At 67.7% G+C, this 14,346-nt stretch carries 13 protein-coding genes and 2 tRNA genes; 9 read left to right on the forward strand and 6 right to left on the reverse strand.

The window, feature by feature from the left end:
• Positions 1 to 136 precede the first annotated feature (136 nt).
• The 3 genes from AGRA3207_RS39775 to AGRA3207_RS08750 are packed head-to-tail and all read left to right on the forward strand — an operon-like array spanning position 137 to position 3,421.
• Positions 137 to 268: a hypothetical protein gene (locus AGRA3207_RS39775; RefSeq protein WP_273700020.1), complete on the forward strand. Its 132-nt coding sequence runs from the start codon at positions 137 to 139 to the stop codon at positions 266 to 268.
• Positions 255 to 2,882, forward strand: coding sequence for an alanine--tRNA ligase (alaS, locus tag AGRA3207_RS08745; protein ID WP_231334055.1), 2,628 nt, complete (start codon positions 255 to 257; stop codon positions 2,880 to 2,882). The genes AGRA3207_RS39775 and alaS overlap by 14 nt, the downstream gene beginning before the upstream one ends.
• Positions 2,883 to 2,902: 20 nt before the next feature.
• Positions 2,903 to 3,421, forward strand: coding sequence for a hypothetical protein (locus tag AGRA3207_RS08750; RefSeq protein ID WP_231334056.1), 519 nt, complete (start codon positions 2,903 to 2,905; stop codon positions 3,419 to 3,421).
• A gap of 11 nt (positions 3,422 to 3,432) precedes the next feature.
• Here the strand turns inward: AGRA3207_RS08750 and AGRA3207_RS08755 are convergent.
• A tRNA-Pro gene (locus AGRA3207_RS08755) sits at positions 3,433 to 3,506 on the reverse strand.
• A gap of 143 nt (positions 3,507 to 3,649) precedes the next feature.
• Here AGRA3207_RS08755 and AGRA3207_RS08760 point away from each other — a divergent pair.
• Positions 3,650 to 3,720: transfer RNA gene (locus AGRA3207_RS08760), tRNA-Gly, on the forward strand.
• Between the two features lie 520 nt (positions 3,721 to 4,240).
• Here AGRA3207_RS08760 and AGRA3207_RS08765 read toward each other — a convergent pair.
• Together AGRA3207_RS08765 and AGRA3207_RS08770 are read right to left on the reverse strand one after the other, a co-directional pair.
• Positions 4,241 to 4,690 carry a hypothetical protein gene (locus tag AGRA3207_RS08765; RefSeq protein ID WP_231334057.1) on the reverse strand — a complete coding sequence of 150 codons (450 nt, stop codon included), beginning with the start codon at positions 4,688 to 4,690 and terminating at the stop codon, positions 4,241 to 4,243.
• A complete protein-coding gene (locus tag AGRA3207_RS08770) occupies positions 4,690 to 5,067 on the reverse strand; it encodes a hypothetical protein (protein WP_231334058.1) in 378 nt (125 codons plus the stop codon). Before AGRA3207_RS08770 ends, AGRA3207_RS08765 begins: the two co-directional genes overlap by 1 nt.
• Before the next feature lie 396 nt (positions 5,068 to 5,463).
• Between AGRA3207_RS08770 and AGRA3207_RS08775 the strand changes: the two genes are divergently transcribed.
• The 3 genes from AGRA3207_RS08775 to AGRA3207_RS08785 all read left to right on the forward strand — a co-directional run bounded on the left by AGRA3207_RS08775 (position 5,464) and on the right by AGRA3207_RS08785 (position 8,123).
• Entirely contained in the window at positions 5,464 to 6,876 is a 1,413-nt protein-coding gene (locus tag AGRA3207_RS08775; protein WP_231334059.1) for an NsdA family TPR-like regulatory protein, read from the forward strand.
• On the forward strand, positions 6,873 to 7,514 hold the full coding sequence (locus tag AGRA3207_RS08780; RefSeq protein WP_231334060.1) for a 2'-5' RNA ligase family protein: 642 nt from the start codon (positions 6,873 to 6,875) through the stop codon (positions 7,512 to 7,514). The genes AGRA3207_RS08775 and AGRA3207_RS08780 overlap by 4 nt, the downstream gene beginning before the upstream one ends.
• Before the next feature lie 84 nt (positions 7,515 to 7,598).
• Positions 7,599 to 8,123: a flavoprotein gene (locus tag AGRA3207_RS08785; RefSeq protein ID WP_231334061.1), complete on the forward strand. Its 525-nt coding sequence runs from the start codon at positions 7,599 to 7,601 to the stop codon at positions 8,121 to 8,123.
• Between the two features lie 192 nt (positions 8,124 to 8,315).
• On the opposite strand, the gene AGRA3207_RS08790 is transcribed toward AGRA3207_RS08785, so the two are convergent.
• Positions 8,316 to 9,017: a hypothetical protein gene (locus tag AGRA3207_RS08790; protein WP_231334062.1), complete on the reverse strand. Its 702-nt coding sequence runs from the start codon at positions 9,015 to 9,017 to the stop codon at positions 8,316 to 8,318.
• A gap of 534 nt (positions 9,018 to 9,551) precedes the next feature.
• Between AGRA3207_RS08790 and AGRA3207_RS08795 the strand changes: the two genes are divergently transcribed.
• Together AGRA3207_RS08795 and AGRA3207_RS08800 are read left to right on the forward strand one after the other, a co-directional pair.
• The gene (locus AGRA3207_RS08795) at positions 9,552 to 9,923 is read left to right on the forward strand and encodes a hypothetical protein (RefSeq protein ID WP_231334063.1); all 372 of its coding nucleotides are present in this window, start codon (positions 9,552 to 9,554) and stop codon (positions 9,921 to 9,923) included.
• 300 nt (positions 9,924 to 10,223) lie between these two features.
• Positions 10,224 to 12,665, forward strand: a complete 2,442-nt coding sequence (locus tag AGRA3207_RS08800; protein WP_231334064.1) for a lamin tail domain-containing protein — start codon at positions 10,224 to 10,226, stop codon at positions 12,663 to 12,665.
• A 78-nt stretch (positions 12,666 to 12,743) separates the two neighbouring features.
• Here the strand turns inward: AGRA3207_RS08800 and AGRA3207_RS08805 are convergent, their stop codons facing one another.
• Both AGRA3207_RS08805 and AGRA3207_RS08810 read right to left on the reverse strand, forming a co-directional pair.
• Positions 12,744 to 13,259 carry a DUF4360 domain-containing protein gene (locus tag AGRA3207_RS08805; protein ID WP_231334065.1) on the reverse strand — a complete coding sequence of 172 codons (516 nt, stop codon included), beginning with the start codon at positions 13,257 to 13,259 and terminating at the stop codon, positions 12,744 to 12,746.
• A gap of 175 nt (positions 13,260 to 13,434) precedes the next feature.
• Complete coding sequence (locus AGRA3207_RS08810; protein ID WP_231334066.1) at positions 13,435 to 14,088, reverse strand: DUF4360 domain-containing protein; 654 nt, start codon at positions 14,086 to 14,088, stop codon at positions 13,435 to 13,437.
• Positions 14,089 to 14,346 lie beyond the last annotated feature (258 nt).

The following is a 14,346-nucleotide window of genomic DNA, read 5'->3' on the forward strand; positions in this document are numbered from 1 at the left end:
CAGGACGGCCGTCAGGACGCCGCGCGGGCCGGAGGGGCGGCGGCTTGTCGGCCGTCCGCGGATCAATCCGAATGCGGGGCCCGGCACCGCGAGGTAGCGTGGAGACGCCATTCACACGAACCGATCAGGAAGCCCGATGGCCTTTCACGAGGTGGGGCGGCGAGCTAGCCGCGCCGAGCTGGGGGACGAGCAGTCGTGCCCGGCCCGGCTCGGCGGTGTGCGCCGTCATCCCATCGACCTCGTGAGGCCGTCCCATGCGTTCTTCTGACATCCGTTCGACCTTCCTGGACTTCTTCCGGGAGCGCGACCACCGCGTCGTCCCGTCCAGCCCGCTGATCCCCTCCGATCCCACGCTGCTGCTGGCGAACGCGGGGATGAACCAGTTCAAGCCGTACTTCCTCGGCGAGACCGTCCCGGAGCACCCTCGGGCGACGTCCGTGCAGAAGTGCGCGCGCACGTCCGACATCGAGAACGTGGGGCGGACGGCACGCCACGCGACGTTCTTCGAGATGCTCGGCAACTTCTCCTTCGGCGACTACTTCAAGCAGGAGGCGATCTCCTGGGCCTGGGAGCTTCTGACCCGCCTCTACAACCTCGACCCGGACCGCCTCTGGGTCACCGTGTACCTCGATGACGACGAGGCGGAGCGGCTCTGGCGGAGGGTGGGCGTCCCCTCGGAGCGGATCCAGCGGCTCGGCATGGAGGACAACTACTGGTCGATGGGCACGCCCGGTCCCTGCGGTCCCTCGTCCGAACTGCACTACGACCGCGGGCCCGCGTTCGGGCCCGAGGGCGGCCCCGCCGTAGACGGCGAGCGCTACCAGGAGCTGTGGAATCTCGTCTTCATGCAGAACCTCCGGGGAGAGGGCTCGGGGAAGGACGGATACCCGATCCTGGGCGGGTTGCCTTCCAAGAACATCGACACCGGCCTCGGCCTGGACAGGCTCGCGGCGATCCTGCAAGGCGTCGAGACCTTGTCCGAGACCGACCTCCTCGCGCCGACGCTCCGTCTCGTCCAGGAAATGGCGGGCCGCGAGTACCCCGGCCGGGACGGCACGGAGACGTCGGTCTCGTTCCGCGTCGTGTCCGAGCACGCGCGGTCGATCGCGTTCCTCATCGCGGACGGCGTGCTGCCCGCGCGCGACGGCCGCGGCTACGTCCTGCGCCGCCTCATGCGCCGCGCGATCCGGCACGCCCGCCGCCTGGACATCGGCGAACCCGTGCTGGCGCCGCTCACCGGCAGCGTCATCGGCACCCTGGGCGGGACGTGGCCGGAGCTGGAACGCCAGTCCGGGCTGATCCGCCAGGTCGTCACGGCCGAGGAGGAGGGGTTCGAGCGGACCCTCCGCCAGGGCTCCCGCCTCCTGGACTCGGCGATCCGCCGCGCCGGATCCACCATCTCGGGCCGGACGGCGTTCGACCTGCACGACACCTACGGCTTCCCCATCGACCTCACCTTGGACGCGGCGCGCTCCGCCGGGCTCACCGTGGACGTGGACGCGTTCGGCGAGTTGCTGGAGGAACAACGGCGCCAGGCACACCGGGCGGGCCAGGACCGCAAGGGCGACGCCGTCACGCGCCAGGACCTTTACCGGCGCACGGTCGCAGAACACGGCCTCACCGACTTCGTGGGGTACGACACCACTTCCTCCGAGACCCGTCTGGCCGCGCTGCTAGGCGACACGGGCACCGTCCATAGCGCGCGCGAAGGAGACGAGCTGGAAGTCATCCTCACCCGGAGCCCCTTCTACGCGGAGGCAGGCGGGCAGGTAGGAGACACCGGGACCGTGCGCACCCCCGACGGGCTCCTGCGCGTCCTGGACACCCGTCCCGGCCTGGACGGCTTGCACGTCCACACCGTCCGCGTCCTGGAAGGCGAGGTCCGTCCCGGCCAAGAAGGAGAGGCGCTGGTCGACGCGGACCGGCGCGCGGCGACCGCCCGTTCCCACAGCGCGACGCACGTCCTGCACGCGATGCTGCGCCGCGTCCTCGGCGAGCACGCCGCGCAACGGGGCTCCCGGGTCGAACCGGGGCGGCTGCGCTTCGACTTCGCGCACTTCTCCGCCCTGGACCCCGCTGAGCTGGACACCGTCCAGACGCTGGTGAACGACTACCTCCTGGACGATCCGGACGTCCGCGTCTGGGAGACGAGCCGGGCCGAGGCGGAGAAGGCGGGCGCCGTCGCGCTGTTCGGCGAGAAGTACGGCACCGAGGTACGCATCGTGGACATCGGCGACGCGTCCCGCGAACTATGCGGCGGAACACATGTCGGACACGGCTCCCAGGCGGGCCCCGTCCACATCCTCGGCGAATCCTCCATCGGCACCGGCCTGCGCCGCGTCGAGGCCCTCACCGGCGCGGACGCGCTGCGCCACTACGACCACCAGCGCGACCTGCTGGCCGAGCTCGCGGGGCTGCTGAACGTCCGCCCCCCCGAGGCGCCCGCCCAGCTCCGCCGGCGCCTGGAGACGCTGGCAGAGGCACAACGCCAGCTGGAGTCCCTGCGCGACGCGGAACTCGACAGCCACGCCCGCCGCCTGGCGGCGTCCGCGGAGCCCCTGCGCGGCGGCCGGCTCGTCGCGCGGATCGTGGACGTCCCCGACCTGCGCCCCCTCGCGTCGCGGACCCTCTCCCACCTGCCCGGCAACGCGGCGGTCGTCCTGGGCACCCGCTCGGCGGCCAAGGCCACCCTCGTCGCCGCGGTCTCGGGCACCGGCGTCCAGGCCCGGACGCTCCTGACCGGCGCGGCGTCCGAGGTTGGCGGCGGCGCGGGCGGGAAGGGACCTATGGCGAGCGCGGGGGGACGCCGTCCGGAGCGCCTGGAGCACGCCATGGCCCTCGCGGAGACGGAGGCCCGCCGCCTCCTTGACGATCCGGCCTAGCGCGACGAGAGGAGCCTCCCGTGTTGCGCGTCTTCTGCTTCGGCACACTCGGCATCACGGTCGAGGACCTCTACCTGATCGACCCCGACCCCGAGCTCGGCGGCCACGAGCGAGGCGTCCGCGTCGAACTCCGGCTGCTCGACCCGCGCCCCTGGCGCGGGTCGGGCACCGCTTCCCAGCCGATCATCGTGGACCGCGCCGTCTGGCGCGCCGACTTCCTGGAGTCCGTCGCGGGCGGCCCCGGCTCCAAGGACCGCATGCACCACCACCCCGCCATGGCGGACAACGAGCCCGGACGGCGCGTCTTCGACACCGACCTCACCGCCGACCCCATGGGCTGGCTCCAAGACCAGCTGGACGACGTCGCGCCCCTCCTCGCCGAGGCCGGGGTCGACCCGGGCGCCCACCGCCCGTCCGCCGCCGCCGTCAGCGAGGCGTCCCCCGATCTGGTCGGCACCGTGGCGACCGTCCTGAACGCGGTCCGCGAAGGCGTCCTGGCCACCGCCCCAAAGAAGACCGCCGACACCGGTCGCGCCTGAGAAGAAGACGGTCGGGCTGGCGGGATTTGAACCCACGACCCCCGGCACCCAAAGCCGGTGCGCTACCAAGCTGCGCTACAGCCCGCACGCCACCGCCGATCACGGTGACGCGTGAAGTCTAGTGCCGATCGGCCCCCGCGCGCTCCGCATAAACGCCCTCCCGGCCCGTCCACCCCGGGAACCCTGTACGCTACGGGATGGCGATCGAGGCCCCAGGCCCATCGCCGCGCGGGCGTAGCTCAATGGTAGAGCCCCAGTCTTCCAAACTGGCTACGCGGGTTCGATTCCCGTCGCCCGCTCCCACCACAAAGGCCCAGGCAGGAGCTGCATTTCTCTGCCTGGGCCTCGCTTCATCGCCCCCCATGATCGGATCGCACAGGCGGCGCTCCGAGTGCGCCCAGGTCGACACCGCGCAAGGCCAGGACGGTCCGCGCATACTGCACACGGGAGGCCGCATCGCGTTTCTGCGCCGACGGCAGCAGCGCACACGACACCCACGGCTCGTACACCCGGATCACCGCACGCAAGTACAAGACCTCAGCGGCCTCCTCCTCCGGCGTCCCCGCCCTCTCGCCCACCCGGCGCGGCCGGTCCTCCCGCCGCATCACCGCCGCCTTCCCAACCAGGCCCGGGACCGGCCAGCAGGGCGCACGCTCCGGCACAGCCGACACTGCCGCCAGCCACCCACGCGGGCATCCCCCACCCGGCGCTGCCTCCCCAGCCAGACACACCCGCACAGCGGGCACCGCAGCCAGCCCCGCAGCCGGTGAAGCACCACAACACCCCCACGTCCGTCCTCCACCTTCATCCGCCGCGCGATCACCGCGCACCCCGGCCCGCCCGGCCCGTCGCCCGGTCGATCAGGCTCCCCAGCACCGCCGGCGCCTGGTCCACCTCGTCCACCGGGACCACGCCCTGACCCGAGCCCACCAGCACAAACCACCACCGGCCCCCCACCGGCTCACACCCCACCTCCACCGACCCCGCCCCCCGGCGGCCCACACGCAGCACCGGCAACCCCGCAGGCCCGCCCACCAGCCCGCACGTAAGCGCCCCACCGGCGCCACCGATCACCGCGTCCAGCGCGGCCAGATGCAGCCGACGCGCACCCACCGCCTCCACAAGGCGCACATGCTCACAAACCCGCACCATCGCCCACCATGCGCCAGTGGCCCGCCCGTACCAGGCCACTACTCCGGAGAACTCCCGCTCGATCCGCGCCACCGCCGCCTGTGTCTCCTCCGCCGACGACACCCACGAGACGCCCATCACCGGCACCCGCCCGGCGAGCCGGCGAAGGGAACGGCCAACACGCGCGTGATCCGCTCCACCGCGACCGCAGCGTTCGCGATTGGACACAGCGGCTCCAACTCCGGCGGAGAGTTGCGGGTCGGTCCCGACCACACCCACCACCACGACACCCCGTCCAAGCGGCGGCACACCACCTCCTGCCGCAGCCCTGGAGCGAACGCCTGCCCGCGCGGGTCATCGGGGTCAGGCTCCCCGGCCGGGTTGCGCACCCGCACCGCACCATGCCCCATCACCTCCGCCACCAGGCCGCGCCGCTCCAGCTCGGCCACCAGCGCTTTTGCTGCCGGACGCCAGGCACCATCCACCGCCGCCCGAGACTTCGCCGACTCATCCACAGGTCACCACTCCCGAGAAGAAGAAAGCGGGACCGGCGGACCAGGCGACCACCGGGAAGACCCACCACCCCGAACGCAGCCGCACCCGCCCGGGCACGACCACGCCAGCCGCCACAACGCCCGCCAGCCCCGCAGCTTCGAACTACGCCGCACGCAGCCCAGGCATCGGCTCACACCACCGGTATGGTGTCCGCTCCACCACCGGCCCAGGGCTGCCCGGCAAACCGACCGGCACCGCCCGCCGAGGATGGAGGACCTCCAGCCCCGATCACCGCAGGACCGGCAGTCCGCGTTGGGTGTTCCTTGCTGCTGCGTCATGCCGTCCACGGTCTGCCAAGGCCCGTCCGGCGCCCATTCCCAGGTGATATCCCGTCACGGGATATACGCTCGGTGACGATGAGTGACGCGGGGGGAGATCCGATGTCGGGACGGGCGTCAGACCCGATCGTCATCCCCGACTCACTGTGGCAACGCCCGCAGATGACCCAGGCTCTGACCTCCCGAGACATCCGGACCGTCTTCCACCTGTTGCACCAGTACGCAGGCGCCAGCCAGACCCAGATCGCCATCGCGTGCGGCATGTCGCAGGGCAAGGTCAGCCAGACCATGAAGAAGGGCGGCCGCCAGGTCACCACCCTGGAAGTCTTCGAGCGCATCGCCGACGGCCTGAAGATGCCCGACACCGCCCGCATCACTCTGGGCATCGCGCCGCGACCACGCCCCAGCGCGTCAGCTGTCTCCGTCCCCCGGCCGCGATCACACACCGAGACACAGCCCCCTGACCTTGCGGACACCAGGGCCGACCCGTCCAACACAGGAGAGCAGGCCGTAGCTGAGGACATCTCCCGGTTGACCCGGTGGCTCACCGCCAGCGACACGGCCGATGAGACGATCGAAGGACTTCGACGGTCAACCTCGTCCCTGGCCACAGCGCATACGCAGGTGCCGGCGAAACGGCTCCTGCCGCAGGTGTTGTACCTTCATCGCCGCACACAGGGCCTGTTGGAAGATCGCCGACCCCGGCCCCGCCACACCCGCGAGTTACTACGGATCAACGCCGATCTGCTAGCACACGCAGCCGTGATCTTCGGTGATATCGACCTGGACGCTCACGCCGAGCAGTACGGCGCCATCGCGCTCATGCTCGCCCGGGAGGCCGGGGCCAACGAGTCGCACGCGTGGTACGCCCAAGCCAAGACGGCCCGCTGGCAAGACCGCCTGATCGAAGCGGCCGACCTTTCCCGGCAGGGCTTCGAGGCCAGTCCGCAGACGCCGATGAAGACGCAACTCGCCTGGTACGAGGCGAACGCCGCCGCACTCCTCGGAGATAGGACCAGGGCACACCAGGCCGTCTGCCGTGCCGAACGGTCCGCCGAGACCATCCATGGCGGCACCGCAGATCTGTCGGTCTGGTCCTTCCCCGACGAGCGACAAGCCCTCTTCGCCCTGTCGGTGGCCACAAGAACAGGCGATCCCGATGGAGCACTACGGGCAGCCGAGATGGCTGACACCGCATGGGCGAACGGCGCCCCTGTCGCACCGGCGATCTGGGCTCAGATCCGCGTCGGTACCGGAGTGGCGCATCTACTGAAGGGCGACCTTGAAGGCACCGCCGAGCAACTCGCCGAGCTGCTGACCCTCGACCCCGGAATGCGCCTGACCACCGTCACGCGCTATCTGGCCGGCCTGGACCGCCGTCTCAGCCATCCCCGCTACCGGGACAGTTCGCTCGCCGTCCAACTCCGGCAGCAGATCCGCGACTTCAACGCCGCCGCCCTGACCGACGATCCCGACCTGGAGAGTTCATGAGCCCTCTGCCCACGCAGATGATCAACCGTTGGCAGAACCGCGAAGAACCTGGACCCGACCAGGGCACGATCTACTGGCACATCCTCGTGAGCGATCAACCCGAAGCCCGCAATGCCGCCCAGACTGCTCGGCAGCGACTCGCCGACTTCTCCGGCCTGCACATGCCCCCACCCGAATGGCTCCACATCACCACTCTGGTAGCCGGCCCCACCGATGAGATCACCACCGAGCAGCAACAGGACATGCTCACCGCCGCCTCCGAACTCCTCGCCGAGGTCCCTCCCATTGACGTCACGCTCGGCCGCATCTTCTACCACCCCGAAGCGATCGCCGCTGAGATCCAGCCCGCAGACCCCTTAAGACAGATCCGCAAGGCCGTACAGACGGCCACACTCAAAGTGACCGGCCGCCAAGGCCACACCGAGGGCCCCGCCTGGACCCCACACATGACACTCGCCTACAGCGAGACCGAGCAACCAGCCGAACCACTCATCACCGCACTAGGCCGAAAACTCCCAACCACCGAATTCACGATCAACGCCGTAACCCTCGTCACGCAAAAGGGTCCCGAACGCCTCTGGAACTGGCACACCGTAGGCCAGGCCCCCCTTTCGGCCGCCGCTGAGGAGCATTACTAGACCGAGAGAACCGACAACAAACCCGGGTTTGCGAGCATCAAGAGTGACGAAACTCGACCGCCGCGAAGTCCTCTACGTCATCGTGTGCGCAGCAGGCTCCGCCAGCAACGTCGGAAAACTCGTCATCCTCGCCCACCAACGAGGCTGGGACGTCCAGGTCATCGCCACCCCTCAGCCCTGGACTTCATCGACACCAAAGCCCTAGAAGCCCAAACCGGCCACCCCGTCCGCAGCGAGTACCGCAAACCAGACAGACCCCGCTCCCCCAGACCAGACGCCATCATCGTCGCCCCCGCCACGTACAACACCATCAACAAATGGACCAACGGCATCAGCGACACCTACGCCCTTGGTATCCTCGCCGAAGCCCCCGGACCAAACATTCCCTTAGCGGTCCTCCCCCTTATCAATACCGCACTAGCCAGCCGCCGCGCGCTCAAGCACAGCATTCTGACCCTCCAAGCCGAGAGGGTCCGAATCCTACTGGGTCCAGGCAAGTTCGAACCTCACCCGCCCCGAGGCGGTGGCAGCCACTGGACACCTTCCCATGGCCGCCTCGGGCCCTCAACGCAGCAGAAGAGTCCGCCTGAACGGCCATGGCCGCGCTAGACAGCGCACCGTCACGCCCACCGCACTCCAAGCGCTGAAGTCCGTCAAGTACGGTCACTTCACCTAATATTTCCTGTCGATCGACAGTAGGTCGCTAATACAGATGTAGCAGCACTCAGGAAATAACGTGCCTAACGAATCCGGCGCCCAAAGAGCCAGCAGCCAAGGATCAAAGCCTCCCTAAGGCTAGATCTACGACTCTCTTGAATTTTTAAGCGCCGTCTCAATTTTGAGAAGGCTTTTCTGTATTGACTGCAACGACTCGACAGCTTCGTGAAGCGTCTTGGGTCTATGAAACCGCGGCCCATAAAGTGTACCCAAGTCTATCTCATATTGCATGGTCTCCGCCGGCCCTTCGGGGCCGTCGGCTGTAACTCGAACCCTATAGAAGATGTCGAGACCCTGCTCAAAGCGATCAGGGCCGAAATCCAGAAGAAATTCCATTCGTCGATGAGGCGGAAGCATCGGGATACCGTTCGTGAATATTCTGGCATCTCGAATCCTTCCATGGATTGCATCGCCGAGCGCTTCCTCCCGAGAACTTTCGAGGGGAGGGTCGAATTCTATGTGCACATTCCGTGCAATAGTAGTACCGATATTCTCAATCACAAGGTAGAGAAAGTTCCTTGCAAACGGCGACTCTCGTATGTCAACTATGACATACGGATCGTTCTGCTCTTTACGAATCTTCTCTGCAAGATCGTATTGTTTTGAAGCTATTTCGGCTTGCTCCTTTGCGGAAACAGCTTGGTCACTTGCTGCCGTGGCTGATTCGCCCGCAGATCCCGCAGAATCCTTTGATGCGGCCGCCTGTTGATATGAAAAGAATGCCGCAACTACCGCTATCGCCGCTCCGATGATCGCTACGGCGAGTGCACCAGCTTCAACGCCCATGATCCGCTCCTGTTCCGCAGTATCAGCACAAGTTTGCCAGCGCGCCGCCTTCCGTGAGTCAAAGTCACCTATCGGGCAAGCACAACATGCGCTGGACAATTTTGATCTTGTTTGCGATGCTCTACCAAATTGTGCTGTTTTGGATCAAGCGGCGGTAGCGCTCAGGCCGCTGGCGCGGCCCCACGCCAAACCGCCCGGAGCATGCGGCGTGGGCGCCGGTCACAGGGCAGCCGGGCCGCGCATCGCGACACCTCCGCCAGCCCTGTGCCCCGACCGACCGCCGCGGGGTACGCACCGCCGTCCAGACGTCACCGGACGGGCGCAGCAGTCTCTGCCGATGCAGGGAGGTTGCAAGTTGAGTTGGAAGGGCAACGGGGCTCCCCCAGGTCTCGTCGGACCGGAGGGAGGGAGGAAGGTGGGGGACAAACAGCGGCTACGCCGCACACCCCGAGGACCGGGCACCACGCGTCTACGGCCAAACCGGGACCGGACATGGTCTCTTGGCGCGCCATGCTGCCTCTAAGCTCCGCTGGTATGGAGCCCGAATCGTTCACGAGTTCTCCAGTGGTCTGGCTGGTGACAGAAGACATCCACCTCATCCGTGCAGACACCATCACCAGCATCGGCGTTACCCGTGATCAGCTCACCGTCTGGCAAGGTGACCGAGCTACCACGGTGGTGCAGGTAGGCGAGCGTCCACAGTTCTCCACGAACTACGCCGGCCTCTTGGCTCAGTACCTCGCCGCCGACCCGCCCCTCGACCACGAGGGCAAGCCCTTCCCTGTCGTTTACGTGTGGCTCTACCTTGATGACGTGCAAGAGCCCTGCTGGCAAGTTGCGGTCGCAGGCAGCAACGAGTACGCCGACCCTCCCGAGCCGCCCTTCAACGCCAGCACGTCGACCTAACCGCGAGGGCAGGGCCTCTCGGTGATCAATAGGCTCTCCGAGAGGGCGCGTCCTGATCGTGCCCGTTGAGTGGTCGGCAGCGGGGTGCCGCTTTCGTTTGCGCACCATGGGGCGTGTGGTCGTGGTCGGGTGGTGGGTGTGAGGGGGTCGTGTGTCTAGAATGTCTTATTTGTGCCTTAGAGGTCGTTTTGGAGGGGTGAATCTCGAAAAAGTTGTATTAACGTTCCAAGTTTGAGCAATTTGGTCGTGGTTGTCGCAGCACGATGCTCCTGGGACCTCTACAGCTCAGGAGCACAACCAGTGGCATCACCGAAGACACGCCGCACGATCATGGCGGCGTGCTTGCCGCTCGTGGTGGCGGCGACGATGACAGCAGTGCCGGGGACCGCGGGGGCACTGTCGTCCGACGTGGTCATCTCCGCCGTCTACGGCGGCGGCGGCAACGCCGGCGCGACCATCAAGAACGACTTCATCGAGTTGGCGAACCGCACGGACGCGCCGATCGACGTTTCCGGGTGGAGCGTCCAGTACGCCTCGGCGGCGGGCGCCGTGTTCCAGATGACCAGTCTTTCCGGCTCCATCCCCGCGCACGGGCGCTACCTCGTCCGGCAGGCGGCGGGGGCGGGGGGCACTCTCGATCTGCCGACGGCGGACGCCTCCGGGAGCGTTCCGATGTCGGCGACCTCCGGTGTCGTCGCGCTGGTGACCGCGCAGATCCCGCTGGTGGGTTGCGGGATCAGCTGCGCGACCGCCCCCAATGTCAAGGACCTGGTCGGCTACGGCGCGACCGCCAACGTCGAGACCCTCGCGGCGCCGGGGCTCACCAACACGACGGCCGCCGCCCGCAGCGGCTCGCTGGCCGACACCGACAACAACTCGGTCGACTTCACCTCGGGGGTGCCGCAGGCCACCAACAGCGCGGGCACCACCGTGAAGGCCGACGACGAACCCGGCGGGGGCGGGCCCACGCCGGGTAGCGTCCGCATTCACGACATCCAGGGCACCGGTCGCATCTCTCCGATCGTCGGGCAGAGCGTCACCAATGTCCCAGGCATCGTCACGGGCGTCCGTTCGACGGGCAACACGCGCGGCTACTGGTTCCAGGACCCCTCCCCCGACGCCGACCCGCTGAGCTCCGAGGGCCTGTTCGTCTTCACCGGCTCCACCACCCCGGCCGTCGCCGTGGGCGATTCGGTGCTCGTCACCGGCAGGGTCACCGAGTACCGGCCTACCGCCGGGGCGCAGGCGCTCACCGAGCTCGGCGGCACGGTCAACACGGTCAAGCTGAGCGGCGGCAACGCGCTTCCGGCGGCGGTGCCGGTCGCGCTGCCCGACGCCTACACCAAGCAGGGGTCTCTTGAGGCCCAGCCCATCGAGCCCGCTTCGTACGCCCTGGACTGGTACGAGGTCCACGAGGGCATGCGGGTCACCCTGGCCGAGGACGCCCGCCTGGTGAGCCCGGTGAACGAGTTCGACGAGCTGTGGGTGCAGACCAAGCCGGGCCAGAACCCGACCCCGCGCGGTGGCACGGTCTACAAGTCCTACGACGATCCGAACAGCGGCCGTCTCCTGGTCGTCGGGTTGAACGGCGCGCCCGAGGGCAACGTCGGCGACACCCTCAAGGCCGGAAGCACCGGCCCGCTCGACTACCAGTCCTTCGGCGGCTACGCCGTCCAGGCGACCGACCTCGGCGCGCTGGAGACCAAGGTCCTCAAGCGCCAGCAGGTGGCGCCGCCGAAGAAGGCAGGCGATCTGTCGATCGCCACCTACAACGTCGAGAACCTCGCCGCGACCAGCCCGCAGTCGAAGTTCGACCGGCTCGCCCAGGGGGTCGTCACCAGCCTCCGCTCGCCCGACATCCTCACCCTGGAGGAGATCCAGGACAACAACGGCACCATCAACGACGGTGTCGTCGCGGCCGACGAGACCATCGGGAAGTTCATCGCGGCGATCCAGGCGGCGGGCGGCCCCGCCTACCAGTGGCGTTCCATCAACCCCGAGAACGGGGCCGACGGCGGCGCGCCCGGCGGCAACATCCGCACGGTGTTCCTGTTCAACCCGGCCCGCACCACGTTCGTCGACCGTGCGGGCGGCGACGCCGGCACCGGGGTCACCGTCGTGCGCCAGCGGCCGACCAGCAACCAGATCTCGCTGTCGGTCTCACCCGGACGCATCAACCCGGCGAGCGACGCCTGGAACGCCAGCCGCAAGCCCCTCGTCGGCGAGTTCCTCTTCGACGGCAACAAGCAGCTGTTCGTGATCGCCAACCACTTCAACTCCAAGAGCGGCGACCACCCGCTGTCGTCCGCCGTCCAGCCCCCGGCCCGCGGGTCGGAGACCCAGCGCGTCAAGCAGGCCACCGAGGTCAACGCGTTCGTGAAGGACCTCGCCGCGCAGAGTGCCGGACGGGCCCGCGTCGTCGTCCTGGGCGACCTGAACGACTACCAGTTCAGCCCGGCCCTCCAGACGCTCACGGGCAACGGCACCGTGCTCAACGACCTGGTCAACGCGCTGCCCGAGGACCAGCGCTACAGCTACGTCTTCGACGGCAACAGCCAGGTCCTCGACCACATCCTGCTCAGCCCGTCGATCAAGGGCTACTCCTATGGCATCGTCCACATCAACGCCGAGTTCGCCGACCAGGACAGCGACCACGATCCGCAGATCGTCCGCATCCTGACCGGCTGCGACGTCGACCCCCTTCCGGCCCGCTGCCTGCCCGGCAGTCCCGTCATCGACTAGCACGACCGGAGACGGCCGGTTCAGGATCTGGTCCTGAACCGGCCGTTCTCCATGCCCGGTCCGAACGGGTCAGCGTCGTCAGCACTCTTTCCAGGCGAAGTGGTAGACGGTCCTCACGCTGCCGTCGGCGGAGTCGAAGGCCATGAAGCTCGTCTCGCCGGGCGCCGACGTTCCTTCATCGACGCGCAGCTCGGTGTTGATGTTGAAATTACGGTTCTCACCGCACGGCTTCCAGACGATCTCGGTCACCGGTGTGCGATCGGTGAACTGCCAGTTGTCGGAGTACGGGCCGCGGATGGAGTGGCTGATGGGCGTCGACTGCTGCATGCCCTGGTGGTAGTAGTTCGCGCGTTCCAATCCGGACGCGCCGTCCGCCAGGCTCGCGAAGCCGCGGTAGTCGGCGCTCGCGATGCCGTAGGTGAAGCCCTGCGGAATGTGGACGGCCAGGCTGAGCTGGCAGTTCTTGCGGATGTCGGTCGGCTTGGAGCTGCCGCCGGTCTGCGCCAGGTAGTCGCTGTAGGTGACGGTGAACGCGGTGTTGTCGCTCGACGGCGCCACGGCCGCGGTCCCGGCGGGGCAGCCGGATCCGTTCACGGTGACGACCTGGAGAGTGATCCGGTCCGGAGCCGGTCGGGTCTTCGGCGCCGCATCCGCCGATGCCGCGGGGGCCATACTCGCGGCCAGCGCGAGAGCGGAGAGGTATACCGCCGGAGCAGTCAAGCCCTTGCGCATGCGTTCTTCTCCTTCAGGGGTTGCTTTCGAGCGGGTTTCAGGACTGTTTGCACGTTTTCCAGGCGTAGTGGTAGGTCGTCTTGATACTGCCGTCGGTCGAGTCCATGGCGATGAAGCTGACCTTCGACGCGTCCGAGGTCCCCTGCTCCGCCCGCACTTCCGTGTTGGTGTTGAAGTTCCGCTGCTCGCCGCACGGCGCCCATACGAGTTGGGACACGTCCACCAGGTCGGTGGACTGCCAGTTCTTCTTGTACGGTCCGGGGATGGAATGCGAGAACTCCCTGGTGCGCGAATCGCCCTGGAAGTAGTAACTGGCGAGTTGCTCGCCGCTCGCGCCGGGTTGCAGGGAGGCGTAGCCGCGGTAGTCCGTCGACGAGATGGCGTAGGTGAAGCCCTGCGGGACGTGCACCCTCAGGTTGATCTGGCAGTTCTTGCGCGCGTCGGTGGGAGCGGACGCGCCGCCGGTCTGGGCGATGTACTTGCTGTAGGTGACCGTGAAGGCGTCATTGCCCTCCGACAGGGCGACCGCGGCGGAGCCGGGCGGGCACCCGGTGCCGTTGACGGTCGCGATCTCGATGGTGACTCCAATGGGGCCGCGCGCGAGCCATTGCCCGGACGCGGCGGCGGGGCTGACGGACGCCGCGGTCGTGGCCAGCGCGGCGGCGGCGAGAATGGCGATCCCCTTGCGCATGCGATTCCCCTGCTCGAAGGTGGGTGCTTTCGTTCCTTCGGCTGCCGAAGAGGCGGGCGCCGGATGCGTGGGTTGAAGAGACGCCCGTCAAATGTGAGATGACCCGGGATCTCAACGAAGAGTAACCTTCGCATTAAGTGCCGTCAATCAAGGTTTTTCAACTTCTTTGTACCTGATTTCAATTGACAATGCGAGCACTTCTATTGCCGACCGTCAATACCTGTCTTTTGACATGGAACCGTTCCAATCGGCGGCGCG

This window comes from Actinomadura graeca (genome assembly GCF_019175365.1).
GTDB lineage: Bacteria > Actinomycetota > Actinomycetes > Streptosporangiales > Streptosporangiaceae > Spirillospora > Spirillospora graeca.

Coding starts and splice junctions, on each gene's coding strand:
- AGRA3207_RS39775 (WP_273700020.1), top strand. CDS start 137: ATGGCCTTTCACGAGGTGGGGCGGCGAGCTAGCCGCGCCGAGCTGGGG.
- alaS (WP_231334055.1), top strand. CDS start 255: ATGCGTTCTTCTGACATCCGTTCGACCTTCCTGGACTTCTTCCGGGAG.
- AGRA3207_RS08765 (WP_231334057.1), bottom strand. CDS start 4,690: ATGGGCGTCTCGTGGGTGTCGTCGGCGGAGGAGACACAGGCGGCGGTG.
- AGRA3207_RS08775 (WP_231334059.1), top strand. CDS start 5,464: ATGAGTGACGCGGGGGGAGATCCGATGTCGGGACGGGCGTCAGACCCG.
- AGRA3207_RS08780 (WP_231334060.1), top strand. CDS start 6,873: ATGAGCCCTCTGCCCACGCAGATGATCAACCGTTGGCAGAACCGCGAA.
- AGRA3207_RS08790 (WP_231334062.1), bottom strand. CDS start 9,017: ATGGGCGTTGAAGCTGGTGCACTCGCCGTAGCGATCATCGGAGCGGCG.
- AGRA3207_RS08795 (WP_231334063.1), top strand. CDS start 9,552: ATGGAGCCCGAATCGTTCACGAGTTCTCCAGTGGTCTGGCTGGTGACA.
- AGRA3207_RS08810 (WP_231334066.1), bottom strand. CDS start 14,088: ATGCGCAAGGGGATCGCCATTCTCGCCGCCGCCGCGCTGGCCACGACC.